We start from the raw sequence: 15,231 nt of genomic DNA, 5'->3' as shown, positions 1-15,231 counted from the left end.
GAGGGGGAGATTCCGGACGAGTCTCCTTCGGACGCCCCCCCTCACCCTCGGCTGCCGCCTCGCCGCGCCGACGACGGGGTCGTCGCGGCCCTCTCCCCGCTCGCGGGGAGAGGGGATCACGCGAACGGCCCATCATTCTGCGCATGACCCCGCCCTATGCCGAACTCGCGGTCACCACGAACTTCTCGTTCCTGCGCGGGGCCTCGCATCCGCAGGAGATGGTGGCGCAGGGCGCCGAGTTCGGGCTCCACGCCATCGGCATCGCCGATCGCAACACGCTGTCGGGCGTGGTGCGCGGCCATGCCGAGGCAAAGCGCCGGGAGAAGGCGGGCGAACCGACGATCCGTTACCTGCCGGGGGTCCGCCTCGTCACCGAGGAGGGGTTCGAGGCCGTCGCCTATCCGATGGACCGAGACGGCTACGGACGGCTCTGCCGGCTGCTCACGGACGGCAACCGCCGCTCGGCGAAGGGCGCGTGCCGGTTCGGTGTCCCGGACATGCTCGCGGCGGCAAGGGGGCAGGTCTTCATCGCGCTCCCGCCGGAGGAGGACGATCCCGTCTTCGCCCGCCATCTCGCCGCCCTGGCGGAGACGGCCCCCGGCCGCGTTTTTCTCGGCGCGAGCCATCGTTATCGCGGCGACGAGCGGCGTCGACTCGGCCGCCTCGCCGGGTTCGGGGAGCGCCTCGGCGCGCCGATGGTGGCGGTGTCGGACGCGCTCTACCACCATCCCGACCGGCGCCCCCTGCAGGACGTGCTCGCCTGCATCCGCGAGGGCTGCACCCTGGTCGAGGCCGGCTATCGCCTGGAAGCCAATGCGGAGCGTCACCTGAAGCCGCCCGCCGAGATGGCCCGGCTCTTCGCCGACCACCCGGAAGCGATCGCGCGCACAATCGAGATCGCCGAGACCTGCGGGTTCTCCCTGGAGGAGCTGAAATACGAGTATCCCGACGAGCCCGTTCCCCCTGGCCGGACGGCCCAGGGGCATCTCGAATACATGACCCGGCAAAGGGCCGAACTGCGCTACCCGGACGGTATCCCGGAGACGGTCGAAACCTCCCTGCGCACCGAGTTCGACCTGATCCGCCGCCTCGACTACGCCCGCTACTTCCTCACCATCCACGACATCGTCGAATTCGCCCGGAACCGGGGAATCCTGTGCCAGGGCCGCGGCTCGGCGGCCAATTCGGTTGTCTGCTACTGCCTCGGCATCACGGCGGTGGACCCGACCAAGATCCGGCTCCTGTTCGCCCGCTTCATCTCCGAGAGCCGGGACGAGCCGCCCGACATCGACGTCGATTTCGAGCACGAGCGTCGCGAGGAGGTGATCCAGTATCTCTACGACCGCTACGGGCGGGACCGCGCGGCGATCTGCGCCACGGTGATCCACTACCGGCCCCGCAGCGCGATCCGCGAGGTCGGCAAGGTGCTGGGCCTCACCCCCGACATCACCGGCATGATGGCCGACACGGTGTGGGGCTCATGGGGCGACGGCCTGCCGGACCAGCATATCGCGCAGGCCGGGCTCGACCCCGCCAACCCGGCGATCCGGCAGGCGGTGGACCTCGCGATCCAGCTCATCGGCTTCCCACGCCACCTGTCCCAGCATGTGGGCGGCTTCGTGCTGACGAAAGGGCGTCTCGACGAGACCGTGCCGGTGGGCAACGCGGCGATGGCCGACCGTACCTTCATCGAATGGGACAAGGACGACATCGACACGATCGGCCTCCTCAAGGTCGACGTGCTGGCGCTCGGCATGCTCACCTGCCTCCGGCGCGGCCTCGACTTCCTGCGCGAGGATCACGGCATCGCCTACGAGACCTTGGCCGACCTCCCGCGCGAGGAACCGGAGGTCTACGCGATGCTGTCGAAGGCCGATTCCGTCGGCGTGTTCCAGGTCGAGAGCCGGGCGCAGATGTCGATGCTGCCGCGCCTGAAGCCGAAGGAATTCTACGATCTCGTGGTTCAGGTCGCCATCGTGCGCCCCGGTCCGATCCAGGGCGACATGGTCCATCCCTACCTGCGCCGGCGCTCGGGCGAGGAGCCCGTCGTCTTCCCGTCCCCCTCCCCCGAGCACGGGCCGAAGGACGAACTCGAGGAGGTGTTGAAGCGGACCTTCGGCGTGCCCCTGTTCCAGGAGCACGCCATGCAGATCGCGATCACGGCGGCCGGATTCACCCCGTCTGAAGCCGACGGCTTGCGCCGGGCCATGGCGACCTTCCGGCACAACGGGCTGATCGTGAATTTCAGGACCAAGTTCATCGAGGGCATGGTGGGGCGCGGCTATCCACGCGACTTTGCCGAGCGCTGCTTCAAGCAGATCGAGGGATTCTCCACCTACGGCTTTCCCGAGAGCCACGCGGCGAGCTTCGCCCTGCTGGTCTACGCCTCGGCCTGGATGAAATGCCGGCACCCGGACGTTTTCCTGGCCGCGATCCTGAACTCGCAACCCATGGGCTTCTACCAGCCGGCCCAGCTGGTGCGGGATGCCCGCGCCCATGGGGTCGAGGTGCGTGGCCCCGACGTGAATGCCAGCGAATGGGACTGCACCCTGGAACCGGCCTCGGAGCAGCGTGGGCCGGAGCGCCGCTTCGCCGTCCGCATCGGCCTGCGGCAGGTGAGCGGCCTGCCGAAAGCCGGCATGGCCCGGCTCGTGGCCCTGCGCGGGAACGGCTATGCCAGCGTCGAGGGCCTGCAGGCCGCCCTGACACTGCCCCGCAACGCCCTCGAGCGCCTGGCCGAGGCCGACGCCTTCCGCTCCCTCGACCTCGACCGCCGCGCCGCCCTCTGGGCGGTGAGGGCACTGGAAGGCACCTCGACGCACGCCAGCGCCGCGCGGGGCGTCCCCACCGACCGGCGCACGCATCTCCTCGATGCGCCGATGCCGCTCTTCGCCTTCCATGCCGATGACGGCCTGTTCCGGGCAGAGCCCGCGGTGGAGCTGCCCGCCATGGCGCTCTCCGAGCATGTGGCGGAAGATTACGTCTCCACCGGCCTCTCGCTCAAAGGCCATCCGGTGGCGTTCTTTCGGGCGCGCCTCGCCCGCATCGGCGCGATCCCGGCGGCGGCGCATCACGACCCTTCATGGGCCCAGAATGCCCGCGTCACGGTGGCGGGCCTCGTCCTCACCCGGCAGCGCCCCGGCACCGCCAAGGGCGTGGTGTTCCTGACGCTGGAGGACGAGACCGGCATCTGCAACGTCATCGTCTGGAAGAAGGTGTTCGACGCCAACCGGCGCATCGCCATGAGCGCCCGCTTCATCGCCGTGCGCGGGCGCATCCAGCGCTCGGGGCTGGTGGTCCATCTCCTGGCCGAGCAGTTCCGCGACCTGACGGAGGAATTGCGGACCCTGCGCGAGGGCGGTCTCCCCCTCCCACCGGAGACCACGGATTTCGGGGCGCCGCCGGACCGGCGCGTCTACCGCAGCCGGGACTTCCATTGAGGGGCAGTGCGCATCCCCTCTCCCCGCAGGCGGCTACCGGATTCACACATCTGCTTTTGCAGGCAGAGCGCGTCCCTCTCCCCCTTGTGGGGAGAGGTCAGGAGTGGGGGTGGCTCCGCCAGCCTCCACACTCTGAGGGTCACCCCACCACACCCACCTCCAACTCCTCCCCACAAGGGGGAGGAGGGCTTGCCCGACTCACGGCCGCAGCAGCACCTTGCCCACGGCCTCGCGGCGCTTGAGGATGCCGAGCGCGTTCTCGTAGTCGCTCATCGGATAGGTGCCGTGGATCTTGGCCTTGAGGCGCCCCTCCGCCACCCAGGCCAACAATTGTTCCTGGTTCGCCCGGTGGGCCTCGGGCTCGCGCTCCACGAACACCCCCCAATGCACGCCCTGGATGTCGATGCCCTTCAGGAGAGCGAGGTTGAGGGGAATGCGCGGGATGTCGCCGGCCGCGAAGCCGATGACGAGGTAGCGCCCCTTCCAGCCGAGCGAACGGAGCGCAGGTTCGGCGTAGTCGCCGCCGATGGGATCGTAGATCACGTCGACGCCCCGTCCCTCGGTGAGCTTCTTCAAACCCTCGCGCAGATTGTCCGCGCCGTAATCGAGCCCCAACTCGGCGCCGTGCGCCTGCGCCACCGCGAGTTTCTCTGGCGAGGAGGCGCAGGCGATCACCTTCGCGCCCATGATCACGCCGAGCTCCACCGCGGCGAGACCGACGCCGCCCGAGGCGCCGAGAACCGCCAACGTCTCGCCGGGCTGAAGCTTCGCGCGATCCCGCAGGGCGTGGAGCGAGGTGCCGTAGGTGATGGTGAGGCCGGCCGCCTGCTCGTCGCTCACCGCATCGGGGACGGCGGTGAGATGCCGGGTGCCCACCGCGATGCGCTCGGCGCAGGTGCCGTAGGTGCGGTGGACGATGACGCGGTCGCCGATCCCGAAACCCTCGACGCCATCTCCGATGGCCTCGATGATTCCGACCGCTTCGCCGCCGGGCGAGAACGGCAGATCGGGCTTCACCTGATAGCGCCCTGCGATGATGAGCGTATCGAAGAAGTTCAGCGCCGCCAGCGTCACCCGCACCACGGCCTCGCCCGGACCGGCGACCGGATCGGCCACCTCGGCGATCGCGAGATCCTCGGGGCCGCCGAGTCTGGTGCAGAGCAAAGCCTTCATGCCGATCCTCCCTTGAGCCGCAGCGCCTTTTGCTTGAGCGCGCTTGCACCGATTGGCGGCATCGGCGCAAGCGGCGGCGTCAGCGGCGCTCGTAGAGTCCGGTCAGGCAACCTTTGGCGAGGACTCGACCCGTCATAGCCTCGATGAGCGCGGCACGTCCCGGACTCGCCGGCAGATCGAGCGGAGCATCCAGGGCGTAGATCTGGAACAGGTAGGCGTGGGGGCCATGTCCGGTGGGCGGGTCCGGCGGCAGCCATTGGTCCTTGAGAAAGCTGTTCTGCCCGAGGTCATGCTGCGATCCCTCACCGGCGGCACTGGCGAGAGCGCCTTCGGGAAGGCTTTCGCTCGCGGCGAGATTCCAGGCGATGAGATGGACGAGGGGTTTCGGAGTCGGGCTGCCGGCATCCTCCACCAGAAGCACCACGCGGCTCGTACCGGCCGGCAGGCCGCTCCATGACAGCGGCGGCGAGACGCCCGGCCCATCGGCGGTGAAGCGCGCAGGAAGGCTCGCCCCGTCGGCGAAGGCCGGACTCGTCAGCGAGATCGTCTCGGGCACGCTCCCGAAATCCTGGTGGTAGGCGGTTGTGTCGAGCCCGGCCTTCAGGCCCGACAGGGCCGCGCCGACCGCGTGCGGAAGCTTTTCCAGCATGATGTCTCCTCGTCGATTCGCGTGGTCAACGAGGAGGGGCGCACCCGGTTCAGGCCGGACGGGCGGCAGCGACCATGTAGTTCACCGCCGTGTCGCGGGCGGGCCGCCAGCTCCCGTCGAAGGGATTGAACACGACGCCGGTGGTATCGGTGACGGAGAGGCCGCCGCGCGCGATGGCGCGGGACAGTTCGTCCGGCTTCACGAACTTGTTCCAGTCGTGGGTTCCGCGCGGCAGCCAGCCGAGGACGTATTCCGCTCCGACGATGGCCAGCGCGAAGGAGCGCATCGTGCGGTTCAGGGTGGCGGCGAACAGGAGACCGCCCGGCTTCACCGCCTGGCAGGCGCTGGCGACGAAGGCCGGCATGTCGACCACATGCTCCACCACCTCCATGATCAGGACGACGTCGAACCGCTCGCCCGCCGCCACCACCTCCTCGATGGTTTGAGAGCGGTAATCCACCGCCACGCCCCCGGCCTGCGCATGGGAACGCGCCACGGCGATGTTGGTGGGTGCCGGATCCAGCCCCGTGACGGTGGCGCCCAGCCGCGCCAGGGGCTCGGACAGGACGCCGCCGCCGCATCCGACATCGACGATGGTCAGCCCCTTCAGCGGGTGGGGCATGCGCGGGTCGCGGCCGAATTTCCGGCAGATCGCGTCGCGGATATAGGCGAGGCGCACCGGGTTGAACCGGTGCAGCACCTTCATCGGCCCGTCCTCGGCCCACCACGTCGCGGCGATGCCCTCGAAGCGCGCGACTTCCTCGGCGTCGATGGAAGAAGATGCCGCTGGGTTCATTCGCCTGACCTTCCGACCCGGATGCGGGTCATCCCGCCCGCATGCCCGATTGTTGACACGTCCGAAGTGCCCTTGTACCCGCCGAAGCACCGGCCGGTACAGCGGCGGGACGCCGCTCCGGCTCGAAGCCGATAAAGCGCCGTGCTCCCGGCGGACAGCCGGCTCTGGAATGGATCGACGCGGACCCGACATGCCCCGTTTGGTGATGAAGTTCGGCGGCACATCGGTGGCGACCGTGGACCGTATCCGCAACGTGGCCCTCCACGTGGCGCGCGAGATCGAGGCCGGCTACGACGTCGCCGTCGTGGTCTCGGCCATGTCCGGCAAGACCAACGAACTCGTGGCCTGGGTCAAGGACGCCAACCCGCTCTACGACGAGGCCGAGTACGACGCCGTCGTCGCCTCGGGCGAACTCGTCACCGCGGGCCTCCTCGCCACGGCGCTCCGGAAGAACGGCATCAAGGCCCGCTCCTGGCAGGGCTGGCAGATCCCCATCGAGACCTCCGATGCCCATGGCTCGGCACGGATCGAGGCGATCGACCCCAAGAATCTCGATGCCGGCTTCGCCCGCGGTGAAGTCGCCGTGATCGCAGGCTTCCAAGGCATTCACGCCGAGACCGGCCGCGTCACCACGCTCGGCCGGGGCGGCTCGGATACCAGCGCGGTGGCCATCGCCGCCGCCATCGGTGCCGAGCGCTGCGACATCTACACCGACGTCGACGGCGTCTACACCACCGACCCGCGCGTGGTGCAGAAGGCCCGGCGCATGGAGCGCGTGACCTTCGAGGAGATGCTGGAGATGGCCTCCCTCGGCGCCAAGGTGCTCCAGGTCCGCTCCGTCGAACTCGCCATGGTCCATCGCGTACCGACCACGGTGCGCTCCAGCTTCGACCCGCCCGACAACGCCCGCACAGGCACCCTCATCTGCGACGAGGACGACATCGTGGAACAGCAGATCATCACCGGGATCGCCTTCTCGAAGGACGAGGCGCAGATCACCCTCCGGCGCGTCAAGGACAGCCCCGGCGTCGCCGCGGCGATCTTCGGGCCGCTGGCGGACGCCAACATCAACGTCGACATGATCATCCAAACCGTGTCGGGCGACCAGTCGACCACGGACATGACCTTCACGGTCCCGTCCGCCGATTACGACCGCGCCCGCACGATTCTCGACGCCCAGAGCGGCATCATCGAATTCGCCCAGATCGAGGGCGCCACCGATGTCGTGAAGGTTTCGGCCATCGGCGTCGGCATGCGCAGCCATGCGGGCGTCGCCGCCAAGGCATTCAGGGCGCTCGCGCAGAAGGGAATCAACATCCGCGCGATCACCACGTCGGAAATCAAGTTTTCCGTATTGATCGATGCGGCTTACACGGAGCTTGCCGTGCGCACGCTCCACTCGCTATACGGCCTCGATCAGGCTTGAGCGCCGCCCCCGTCGCCGCGCACGAAACTTGCGCAGGCGGGCCTCGGGGGACTGAATTCGGATCGAGGAGACCATGCCTGCTGCGCCCGGAGGCCCGCGCCTGCTGCTGCGCCGCCTCCGCGAAGCGATGGCGGAGCCGGTCAGTCCACAGGCACGTCTCGATCGTATCGTCACCCTCATCGCGGCGAACGTCATCGCCGAGGTCTGCTCGGTCTATGTGCTGAGCGATGACAACACGCTCGAATTGTTTGCCACCGAGGGCCTGAACCGTTCGGCCGTCCACCTGACCCGGATGCGGGCGGACGAGGGCCTCGTCGGCCTCATCGCCAAGACCGCCGAACCGCTCTCGCTCTCGGACGCCCAGTCGCATCCGTCCTTCTCGTACCGGCCCGAGACCGGGGAAGAGGCCTACCACGCCTTCCTCGGCGTGCCGCTTCTGCGCGCGGGGAACACCCTCGGCGTCCTCGTGGTGCAGAACCTCACTTACCGGGTCTATTCGGAGGAAGAGATCGAGGCGCTCCAGACGACGGCGATGGTGCTGTCCGAGATGATCGCTTCGGGTGAACTGCAATCCCTGGCACCGGGCGCGGGCTCGGCCGCGCGCCGCGCCGTGAGCCAGCGCGGCGTGGCCCTCGCCGACGGCATCGGCCTCGGTCACGTGGTGCTGCACGAGCCGCGCATCATCGTGAAGCAGCTCATCGCCGAGAACCTGGAGCGTGAGGTCGAGCGCCTGGAGGAGGCCATCGGCGAGGTCCGCTCGGCCATCGACGAACTCGTGGAGCGCGGCGACATCATCGGCACCGGCGAATCCCGCGAGGTGCTGGAGACCGTGCGGATGTTCGCCCACGACAAGGGCTGGCTGCGCCGGATGCGCGAGGCGGTCCATTCCGGCCTCACGGCGGAGGCCGCCGTGGAGCGTGTCCAATCGGACAACCGCGCCCGGATGATGCGACAGAGCGATCCGTATCTGCGCGACCGGCTGCACGACCTCGACGACCTCGCCAATCGCCTCCTGCGCACGCTGATCGGCACGGAGGGCAACGGCACGCATCGTGAGCTCCCCGAGAACGCGATCCTCGTCGCCCGCTCCATGGGGCCGGCGGCCCTCCTCGACTACGACCGCGCCTCCCTGCGCGGCGTGGTGCTGGAGGAAGGCGGCCCGACGAGCCACATCGCCATCGTCGCCCGCGCCCTCGGGATCCCGGCGGTGGGCGAGATCGCCAATGCCACGGCGCTCTGCGACGCGGGCGATGCGATCATCGTCGACGGGGTGACCGGCGAGATCCAGGTCCGGCCCGGCCCTGAGATCGAGGCGGCCTATGCCGAGCAGGTCCGCCTGCGCGCGCGCCGCCAGGAACAGTACCGGGCGCTTCGCGACCTGCCGGCCGTCACCACGGACGGGGTCGCCATCGGCCTGCAGCTCAATGCCGGGCTGCTGGTGGACCTGACCCATCTCCACGAGACCGGGGCGGAGGGCATCGGCCTGTTCCGCACCGAGCTGCAGTTCATGGTGGCGCAGCGGATGCCGTCCGCCGCCGAGCAGCAATCGCTCTACGAGGCGGTGTTCTCGGCCACCGGCGACCTGCCGGTGACGATCCGCACCCTCGATATCGGCGGCGACAAGATCCTGCCCTACATGCCGGCCCTCGAGGAGGAGAACCCGGCCCTCGGCTGGCGCGCCATCCGCATCGGCCTCGACCGCCCCGCCCTGTTGCGGGTGCAGCTGCGCGCGCTTCTCAGGGCCGCGTCGGGCCGGCCCCTCAAGATCATGTTCCCGATGGTGGCCACGGTGGACGAGTTCGTCCGCGCCAAGGCCATCGTCGACCGCGAGAAGGCGCATCTGCGTCGCCACGGCCACGTCCTGCCGAGCGATTGCCGGCTCGGGGTGATGGTCGAGGTACCCTCGCTCCTGTTCCAGATCGACGAGATCGCCAAGGTCGCCGACTTTCTGTCGGTGGGCTCCAACGACCTGATGCAGTTCCTCTTCGCGGTGGACCGCGAGAACCGCCGCGTCGCCGACCGGTTCGACACGCTGAGCATCCCGGCCCTGCGCGCCTTCCGCCTCATCGCGGAGCGGGCGACCGCGGCCGGCTGCCCCGTCACCATCTGCGGCGAGATCGGCGGCAAGCCCCTGGAGGCGATGGCCCTGATCGGCCTCGGCTTCCGCAACCTGTCGATGTCGCCGGCCTCCATCGGCCCGGTGAAGGCGATGGTGCTCGCCCTCGATGCGGCCGCCGTCACCGCCCTCATCGATGCGGAGATCGAGCGGGCGGGCGACAGCGCCTCCCTGAGGCCGGTCCTCACGGCCTTCGCCAAGGCGCAGGGCGTGCCTATCTAGCGAGCGTGACGGCGTCTTGCCGAGAGCCACGACCACCCCCGCGGACCCGGCACGTCCGTCGGACATGCGTCTTCCACAGTTGAGAGTATCCTCCGGGCGATGACCCCTATTCCTTCAGACCGTCTCGACGCCATCCTGACGCGGCACGACATCGTCACCGCCACGCTCAGTGCAGGCTCGGCCGATTCCGACAGCTTCGTCCAGCTGTCCAGGGAGCTGGCCGAACTCGACGGCGTGGTGGCGGCGATCCACGCCTACCGCGCCGCGGCGACGAACCTCGCCGAGATCGAGGCCCTCATCGACGAGCCGGGAGGGGATGCCGAGATGCGCGCTCTCGCCGCCGCCGAGAAGCCCGATGCGGAAGCGGGACTTGAGGCCGCCCACAAGGCGCTCCAGGTCATCCTGCTGCCCAAGGACGCCGCCGACGAGAAGAGCGCGATCCTCGAAATCCGCGCCGGCACCGGCGGCGACGAGGCCGCGCTCTTCGCCGGCGACCTGTTCCGCATGTACGCGAAATACGCCGACCTGAAGGGCTGGAAGGTCGACGTCATTTCCGAGAGCGAGGGCACCGTCGGCGGCTATCGCGAAGTCATCGCCGAGGTGAAGGGCAAAGGCGTCTTCGCCAAGCTGAAATTCGAAAGCGGAGCGCACCGCGTCCAGCGCGTGCCCGACACCGAAGCTCAAGGGCGCATTCACACCTCCGCCGCCACGGTGGCGGTGCTGCCGGAAGCCGAGGAGGTGGATATCGTCGTCAACGATGCCGATCTGAAGATCGACACGATGCGGTCACAGGGCGCCGGCGGCCAGCACGTCAACAAGACGGAATCGGCGATCCGCATCACCCACATGCCGAGCGGGATCGTCATCTTCGTCCAGGAAGAGCGCTCGCAGCACAAGAACCGGGCGCGCGCCATGTCGCTCCTGCGGGCCAAGCTCTACGATGCCGAACGCACGGCAAAGGACGCCGTCCGGGCCGCGGACCGCAAGTCGCAGGTCGGTTCCGGCGATCGTTCGGAGCGCATTCGCACGTACAATTTCCCGCAGGCGCGGGTCACCGACCATCGCATCAATCTCACCCTCTACAAGCTGGAAGAGGTGCTCGCGGGAGAGGCCCTCGACGAGCTCGTGGATGCCCTCATCACCGAGCACCAGGCGGAACTCATGGCCGCCGAAGGCATGGCGTGAACGAACCTGGCGTGAACGAGCCTGGCGTGAACGAGCCTGGCGGCACGCGACGTGGCGTGACGGAAGACGGCGCGGTGAGTGGCGGCATCGATCCTCGGCAGTCCCGCTCGCAGGCCTTGCGCCACGCCGTTGCGGCTTTTTCCCAAGCCGGGATCGACGGTGGGGCAAGCGATGCCCAGTTCCTCCTCCTCCACGTCCTCGGCATCACGCCGACAGAACTCGCCCTTTCCGGTGCGGAGCCCATCGGTGAGCAGGGTGCCCTGCGGCTTGGGGAAGCGATGCGGCGACGGCTCGCGGGCGAGCCCGTGGCGCGCATCCTCGGCGAGTGGGAGTTCTGGGGCCTCCCGTTCATCCTCAACGCGGCGACCCTGGTGCCACGGCCCGATACCGAGACCGTCGTCGATGCCGCTTTGGCGTTCCACCCCGCCCGCGACCGCCCCCTCCGCCTTCTCGATCTCGGAACCGGGTCCGGCTGCATTCTCGTCTCGCTCCTGAGCGAATGGAAACAGGCCTTCGGAGTGGGTCTCGACCGCTCGCACGAAGCGCTCGCCTGCGCCCGGACCAATGCCCGGATCAACGGTGTCGGGAGGCGGGCCGCCTTCGTCGCGGGGGATTGGTGCTCCGCCCTCGGCAAGCCGTTCGACGTCGTCCTCTCGAACCCGCCCTACATCGCGAGCGCGATCATCTCGACCTTGTCCAGGGAAGTCCGCTGCCACGATCCGCTCGGCGCCCTCGACGGTGGCGAGGATGGACTCGAGGCGTACAGACGGATCGTGAGGGAAGTGAGCGGGGCGACGGACGGTCGTCCCCTGCTCACCCCGGACGGAGCCCTCGTCTTCGAGGTCGGCCATGATCAGGCCGAGGACGTATTGAGGATCGGCCGCGAGGCGGGGTTCGCACGGGGGTCCGTGAGGCAAGATCTGGCCGGCCACGCCCGTGTCGTCACGCTGGCCGGACGTCCGCCAACAGCCAACGACGACAGGAGATGAAAAAGAGCTTGTTGTGGGCTTGGGGAGTCGCTAGTGTCACAGTCAGGTCGCGAACGATCCGTCAAGGCGGATCGAGGTAGAAGTGTCGGCGGCGTCTAGCACGCGATACTTTTAGACGATCTCCCCACCATCAAGCTGATACGCACGAGACGCCGTGTGGAAGCTTGATGAATTGAGTGCCAGACGACCGATGAGCGCCGCACTGTGAGCGCAGGAATCGGTTGACCGGACATACGGCGAGCACGGCAAAATCGATCGCGGAACCACTGACCGGATCCTACGAGGACTAGGAAGTGCCCGAAACGGGTTCTCCTTCTTCGCCCGTAGCCCCGCCGCATCATCAGACGCTCCGATTTGAACGAGGGTCAATCGAGACCGATGAGACCAAACCAGAATAGACGGATGCGCGGTCGCAACCGCCCCAAAGGTCCCAATCCGCTGACGCGTTCCTACGAGTCCAACGGGCCGGATGTAAAAATCCGCGGGACGGCGCAGCACATCGCCGACAAATACGCCCAGCTCGCGCGCGATGCGCAAGCCAGTGGTGACCCGGTGGCCGCCGAGAATTACTTCCAGCACGGCGAGCATTATTTCCGCATCATCTCGGGTGCCCAGGAGCAGAACCGCCAGCAGAACGGTGGGTATGCCCGTAACGGCTACGACGATGACGACGACGGCGACGATGAGGGTCAGGGCGCGAGCCTGGGCTATGCCGCCAACGGCTACGGCAACGGCTATAACGAGGAATACGGCGATCCGGCCCAACAGCCTCAGCCACAGCCTCAGCCGCAATCCTACGAGCCCCGGCAAGATACACGGCAAGACTCGCCGTCGGATCAGCGTCATCCACGCCGGGAGCGCTTCCAGAACCGCAACGATCGCCCGCAGCGTTTCGAGGGCAATCGAGACGGCAACCGGCAAGATGGCGGCCGCCAGGAGGGCTCTCGCTACGACGGAAACCGCAACGACAGTGGTCGGCAGGATTACAACCGGCCGGATTCCTTCCGGGGCGAGGGCAACAGGCAGGAAAATACGAGGCAAGAAAACACGAGACAAGAAAGCCCGAGGTACGAGCAGCCGCGGAACGAGCAGGCGAGGCCTGACCAGGCGCGCCAGGATTATGCTCGGCAGGACCAGCCCCGTGCCGATTTCAATCGTGCCCAGGGCCGTAACGAAGGCCGCAACGACGGCTCCCGCTACGAGAACCCTCGCAGCGAATTTCAGGGCGGCGATGCTCAGCCGAAGCAGGATGTGACGTCCCAGGACAGCTCGCGTCAGGAAGCGCCCCGGCAGGATACTCATCGTCAGGAGAGTCCGCGCCAGGAACCGGTTCGCTTCGAAACCGCTCGCCAGGATACCCCCCGTCAGGACACCGCCCGCAACGACGCCCGTCGTTCTTCGGAGACGGCCCCGCGGCGTTCCCGTCGCCGGGAAGAGCCCGATCTGCGGTCTTCCGAGGATGTGGCTGCCCTTCCGGCCTTCCTGACCGCCGTTCCTCGCCCAGTGGCCCCGCCGCCGGTGACTGAGCGTTTCGTGGAACCGACCGTCGCGCCGGAACCGACGCGGGATCTCGCCGGCGACGTGTCGAAGGACGATACCTCTCCCACCGCCCCCAAGCCCCGTCGTCGGCGTCGTCCGCGTTTCGAGGGATCGGAGAGTTCCGAGGGCGGCAGCAACAGCACCGACGATACGCCCTCCACCGTGGAATAGGGTATCGGACCCGCTACCCGACCAATTCGGAAGCCGCCCCTGACCGGGCGGCTTTTTTCGTTCGGGCGCTACGACGTCCTGCCAATCTCGCATGGTCGCCAATCGAGATGAGCCTGGACGCGATGGCGCTCCCTTCTGTGTCGTTCGACTTCACCGAACGGTGCGATCTCCCAGATCCAGGATCGATCGGGTGTAGGCAAGACGACACCATGCAGAAGATCGAAGCGTTCGACGAGCTGGCCTTCGCGATTGTCCGTCACCTGCTCGGTATCGGCGATGAGACAGACACGCGTCTGCAGACGTGACAATCCTTCGAGGTGACCCGCCACGATACTGCGGCCGAGTTCGTCGGGAGGAGCCCTGTTGCGCGACTCGAACCAATCCAGTGGCAGGATCGGCAATTGCGAAAGACAATTAGCTGAGACGACGAAGTCGATGTCACCCCGATCGAACACCGAGAGAGGATCGGCACACCGCTCCCCCTCCCCTCTCAGCCATTTCACGCATCCACTCAGATCCGAGACCTGCAGAGCGACATTCGCATAGCGATGCGCCGCCCAGCGCGCCGGCCAGAGATGGACCATGTCCACGAGGATCACGCGCTCGAAACATTGGGCCAGATGAGCCAAGGGTACGTCGTCCAGGAGGCCCGACCCGAGAACCACGGCGGTGCGACGACGGTCCAGATCTGCGCAGGATTGCCGTATGGCGGACTGGGCCGCATCGAGATGGTCCGCCCATGCCGCGCGGCAGCGCCGCGACCGCGACATCAACAGGACGCTCTCGCGCAGATACCCCAACTTCCGCTGCGCCCGCGGGACCGGCGTCGTCAGGTAGTGAAGGCCTTCGATCAGCATGAGATGACGACCAGTCGCGCTGCGGGAACAGCGAGGCCGAGGGAACTTAAGCGCGGCCGTTTTGGTTCACCGGAGCGACCAATCACATGATCGATCAGGGGAACACTGTGTCCAGCCTCATTCGCATTCTCATCGCGATTTTCCTGCCGCCGATCGCGGTGCTTCTGACCGTCGGGATCGGGGTTCAGTTCTTTTTGAACATCCTGCTGTGCATTTTATTCTATCTACCGGGTTCGATCCACGCACTTTGGATCGTGATGCGTTCCCGCTGAGTTTGGATATGTCATTTGACACGACAAAGCCCGCGGCGTTTGACGCTGCGGGCTTTTGCGTTTGGTGTTCTGGTGTGTTTGGTTGCGGGGACAGGATTTGAACCTGTGACCTTCAGGTTATGAGCCTGACGAGCTANGTTTGACGCTGCGGGCTTTTGCGTTTGGTGTTCTGGTGTGTTTGGTTGCGGGGACAGGATTTGAACCTGTGACCTTCAGGTTATGAGCCTGACGAGCTACCGGGCTGCTCCACCCCGCGCCAGGGTGTTCTGCCGGCGAGAATGTGCCGGCAAGGTATGGATCGTTGAGGGGGATGTTGTCTGTACTGTGCAGGTCTGGCGGCGACCGACTCTCCCGTGTCTTGAGACACAGTACCATGGGCGCTGGTGTGTTTAACGG

Annotated in this window: 11 protein-coding genes and 1 tRNA gene; 7 read left to right on the top strand and 5 right to left on the bottom strand. The window is 67.5% G+C overall.

Annotation, left to right across the window (positions count from 1 at the left end; genetic code table 11):
* The first annotated feature begins 143 nt into the window (after nucleotides 1–143).
* Entirely contained in the window at nucleotides 144–3,440 is a 3,297-nt protein-coding gene (locus tag ASF34_RS06555) for an error-prone DNA polymerase (protein WP_056159900.1), read from the top strand.
* Between the two features lie 198 nt (nucleotides 3,441–3,638).
* Here ASF34_RS06555 and ASF34_RS06550 read toward each other — a convergent pair whose 3' ends face one another.
* The 3 genes from ASF34_RS06550 to ubiG all read right to left on the bottom strand — a co-directional run bounded on the left by ASF34_RS06550 (nucleotide 3,639) and on the right by ubiG (nucleotide 6,058).
* Complete coding sequence (locus ASF34_RS06550) at nucleotides 3,639–4,613, bottom strand: NADPH:quinone oxidoreductase family protein (RefSeq protein ID WP_056159896.1); 975 nt, start codon at nucleotides 4,611–4,613, stop codon at nucleotides 3,639–3,641.
* 79 nt (nucleotides 4,614–4,692) lie between these two features.
* A complete protein-coding gene (locus ASF34_RS06545; RefSeq protein WP_056159893.1) occupies nucleotides 4,693–5,262 on the bottom strand; it encodes a YbhB/YbcL family Raf kinase inhibitor-like protein in 570 nt (189 codons plus the stop codon).
* A 49-nt stretch (nucleotides 5,263–5,311) separates the two neighbouring features.
* Nucleotides 5,312–6,058, bottom strand: a complete 747-nt coding sequence (gene ubiG / locus ASF34_RS06540) for a bifunctional 2-polyprenyl-6-hydroxyphenol methylase/3-demethylubiquinol 3-O-methyltransferase UbiG (protein WP_056159890.1) — start codon at nucleotides 6,056–6,058, stop codon at nucleotides 5,312–5,314.
* 190 nt (nucleotides 6,059–6,248) lie between these two features.
* Here ubiG and ASF34_RS06535 point away from each other — a divergent pair, with 190 nt between their 5' ends.
* The 5 genes from ASF34_RS06535 to ASF34_RS06515 all read left to right on the top strand — a co-directional run bounded on the left by ASF34_RS06535 (nucleotide 6,249) and on the right by ASF34_RS06515 (nucleotide 13,706).
* Nucleotides 6,249–7,484, top strand: a complete 1,236-nt coding sequence (locus ASF34_RS06535; RefSeq protein ID WP_026175632.1) for an aspartate kinase — start codon at nucleotides 6,249–6,251, stop codon at nucleotides 7,482–7,484.
* Nucleotides 7,485–7,557: 73 nt separating this feature from the next.
* Complete coding sequence (gene ptsP, locus ASF34_RS06530) at nucleotides 7,558–9,822, top strand: phosphoenolpyruvate--protein phosphotransferase (protein WP_018042073.1); 2,265 nt, start codon at nucleotides 7,558–7,560, stop codon at nucleotides 9,820–9,822.
* Between the two features lie 99 nt (nucleotides 9,823–9,921).
* Nucleotides 9,922–11,007, top strand: coding sequence for a peptide chain release factor 1 (prfA, locus tag ASF34_RS06525; protein WP_018042072.1), 1,086 nt, complete (start codon nucleotides 9,922–9,924; stop codon nucleotides 11,005–11,007).
* Nucleotides 11,008–11,033: 26 nt separating this feature from the next.
* Nucleotides 11,034–11,996, top strand: coding sequence for a peptide chain release factor N(5)-glutamine methyltransferase (gene prmC / locus ASF34_RS06520; protein ID WP_443136524.1), 963 nt, complete (start codon nucleotides 11,034–11,036; stop codon nucleotides 11,994–11,996).
* Between the two features lie 402 nt (nucleotides 11,997–12,398).
* Complete coding sequence (locus ASF34_RS06515) at nucleotides 12,399–13,706, top strand: DUF4167 domain-containing protein (RefSeq protein ID WP_056159887.1); 1,308 nt, start codon at nucleotides 12,399–12,401, stop codon at nucleotides 13,704–13,706.
* A gap of 68 nt (nucleotides 13,707–13,774) precedes the next feature.
* Here ASF34_RS06515 and ASF34_RS06510 read toward each other — a convergent pair whose 3' ends face one another.
* Nucleotides 13,775–14,563 carry a hypothetical protein gene (locus tag ASF34_RS06510; RefSeq protein WP_056159885.1) on the bottom strand — a complete coding sequence of 263 codons (789 nt, stop codon included), beginning with the start codon at nucleotides 14,561–14,563 and terminating at the stop codon, nucleotides 13,775–13,777.
* 107 nt (nucleotides 14,564–14,670) lie between these two features.
* On the opposite strand from ASF34_RS06510, the gene ASF34_RS06505 reads away from it, so the two are divergent.
* Nucleotides 14,671–14,835 carry a YqaE/Pmp3 family membrane protein gene (locus ASF34_RS06505; protein ID WP_026175630.1) on the top strand — a complete coding sequence of 55 codons (165 nt, stop codon included), beginning with the start codon at nucleotides 14,671–14,673 and terminating at the stop codon, nucleotides 14,833–14,835.
* Between the two features lie 179 nt (nucleotides 14,836–15,014).
* On the opposite strand, the gene ASF34_RS06500 is transcribed toward ASF34_RS06505, so the two are convergent.
* Nucleotides 15,015–15,091 (bottom strand) — tRNA-Met (locus tag ASF34_RS06500).
* Nucleotides 15,092–15,231: the final 140 nt, after the last annotated feature.

It is taken from the genome of Methylobacterium sp. Leaf106 (assembly GCF_001422895.1).
Classification (GTDB): Bacteria; Pseudomonadota; Alphaproteobacteria; order Rhizobiales; family Beijerinckiaceae; genus Methylobacterium; species Methylobacterium bullatum.
This window is presented reverse-complemented; position numbering and strand designations above follow the sequence as displayed.

What these genes read in the sequence shown, in the direction of transcription:
- ASF34_RS06555 (WP_056159900.1), top strand. Translation starts at nt 144, where the DNA reads ATGACCCCGCCCTATGCCGAACTCGCGGTCACCACGAACTTCTCGTTC.
- ASF34_RS06550 (WP_056159896.1), bottom strand. Translation starts at nt 4,613, where the DNA reads ATGAAGGCTTTGCTCTGCACCAGACTCGGCGGCCCCGAGGATCTCGCG.
- ASF34_RS06545 (WP_056159893.1), bottom strand. Translation starts at nt 5,262, where the DNA reads ATGCTGGAAAAGCTTCCGCACGCGGTCGGCGCGGCCCTGTCGGGCCTG.
- ubiG (WP_056159890.1), bottom strand. Translation starts at nt 6,058, where the DNA reads ATGAACCCAGCGGCATCTTCTTCCATCGACGCCGAGGAAGTCGCGCGC.
- ASF34_RS06535 (WP_026175632.1), top strand. Translation starts at nt 6,249, where the DNA reads ATGCCCCGTTTGGTGATGAAGTTCGGCGGCACATCGGTGGCGACCGTG.
- ptsP (WP_018042073.1), top strand. Translation starts at nt 7,558, where the DNA reads ATGCCTGCTGCGCCCGGAGGCCCGCGCCTGCTGCTGCGCCGCCTCCGC.
- prfA (WP_018042072.1), top strand. Translation starts at nt 9,922, where the DNA reads ATGACCCCTATTCCTTCAGACCGTCTCGACGCCATCCTGACGCGGCAC.
- ASF34_RS06515 (WP_056159887.1), top strand. Translation starts at nt 12,399, where the DNA reads ATGCGCGGTCGCAACCGCCCCAAAGGTCCCAATCCGCTGACGCGTTCC.
- ASF34_RS06510 (WP_056159885.1), bottom strand. Translation starts at nt 14,563, where the DNA reads ATGCTGATCGAAGGCCTTCACTACCTGACGACGCCGGTCCCGCGGGCG.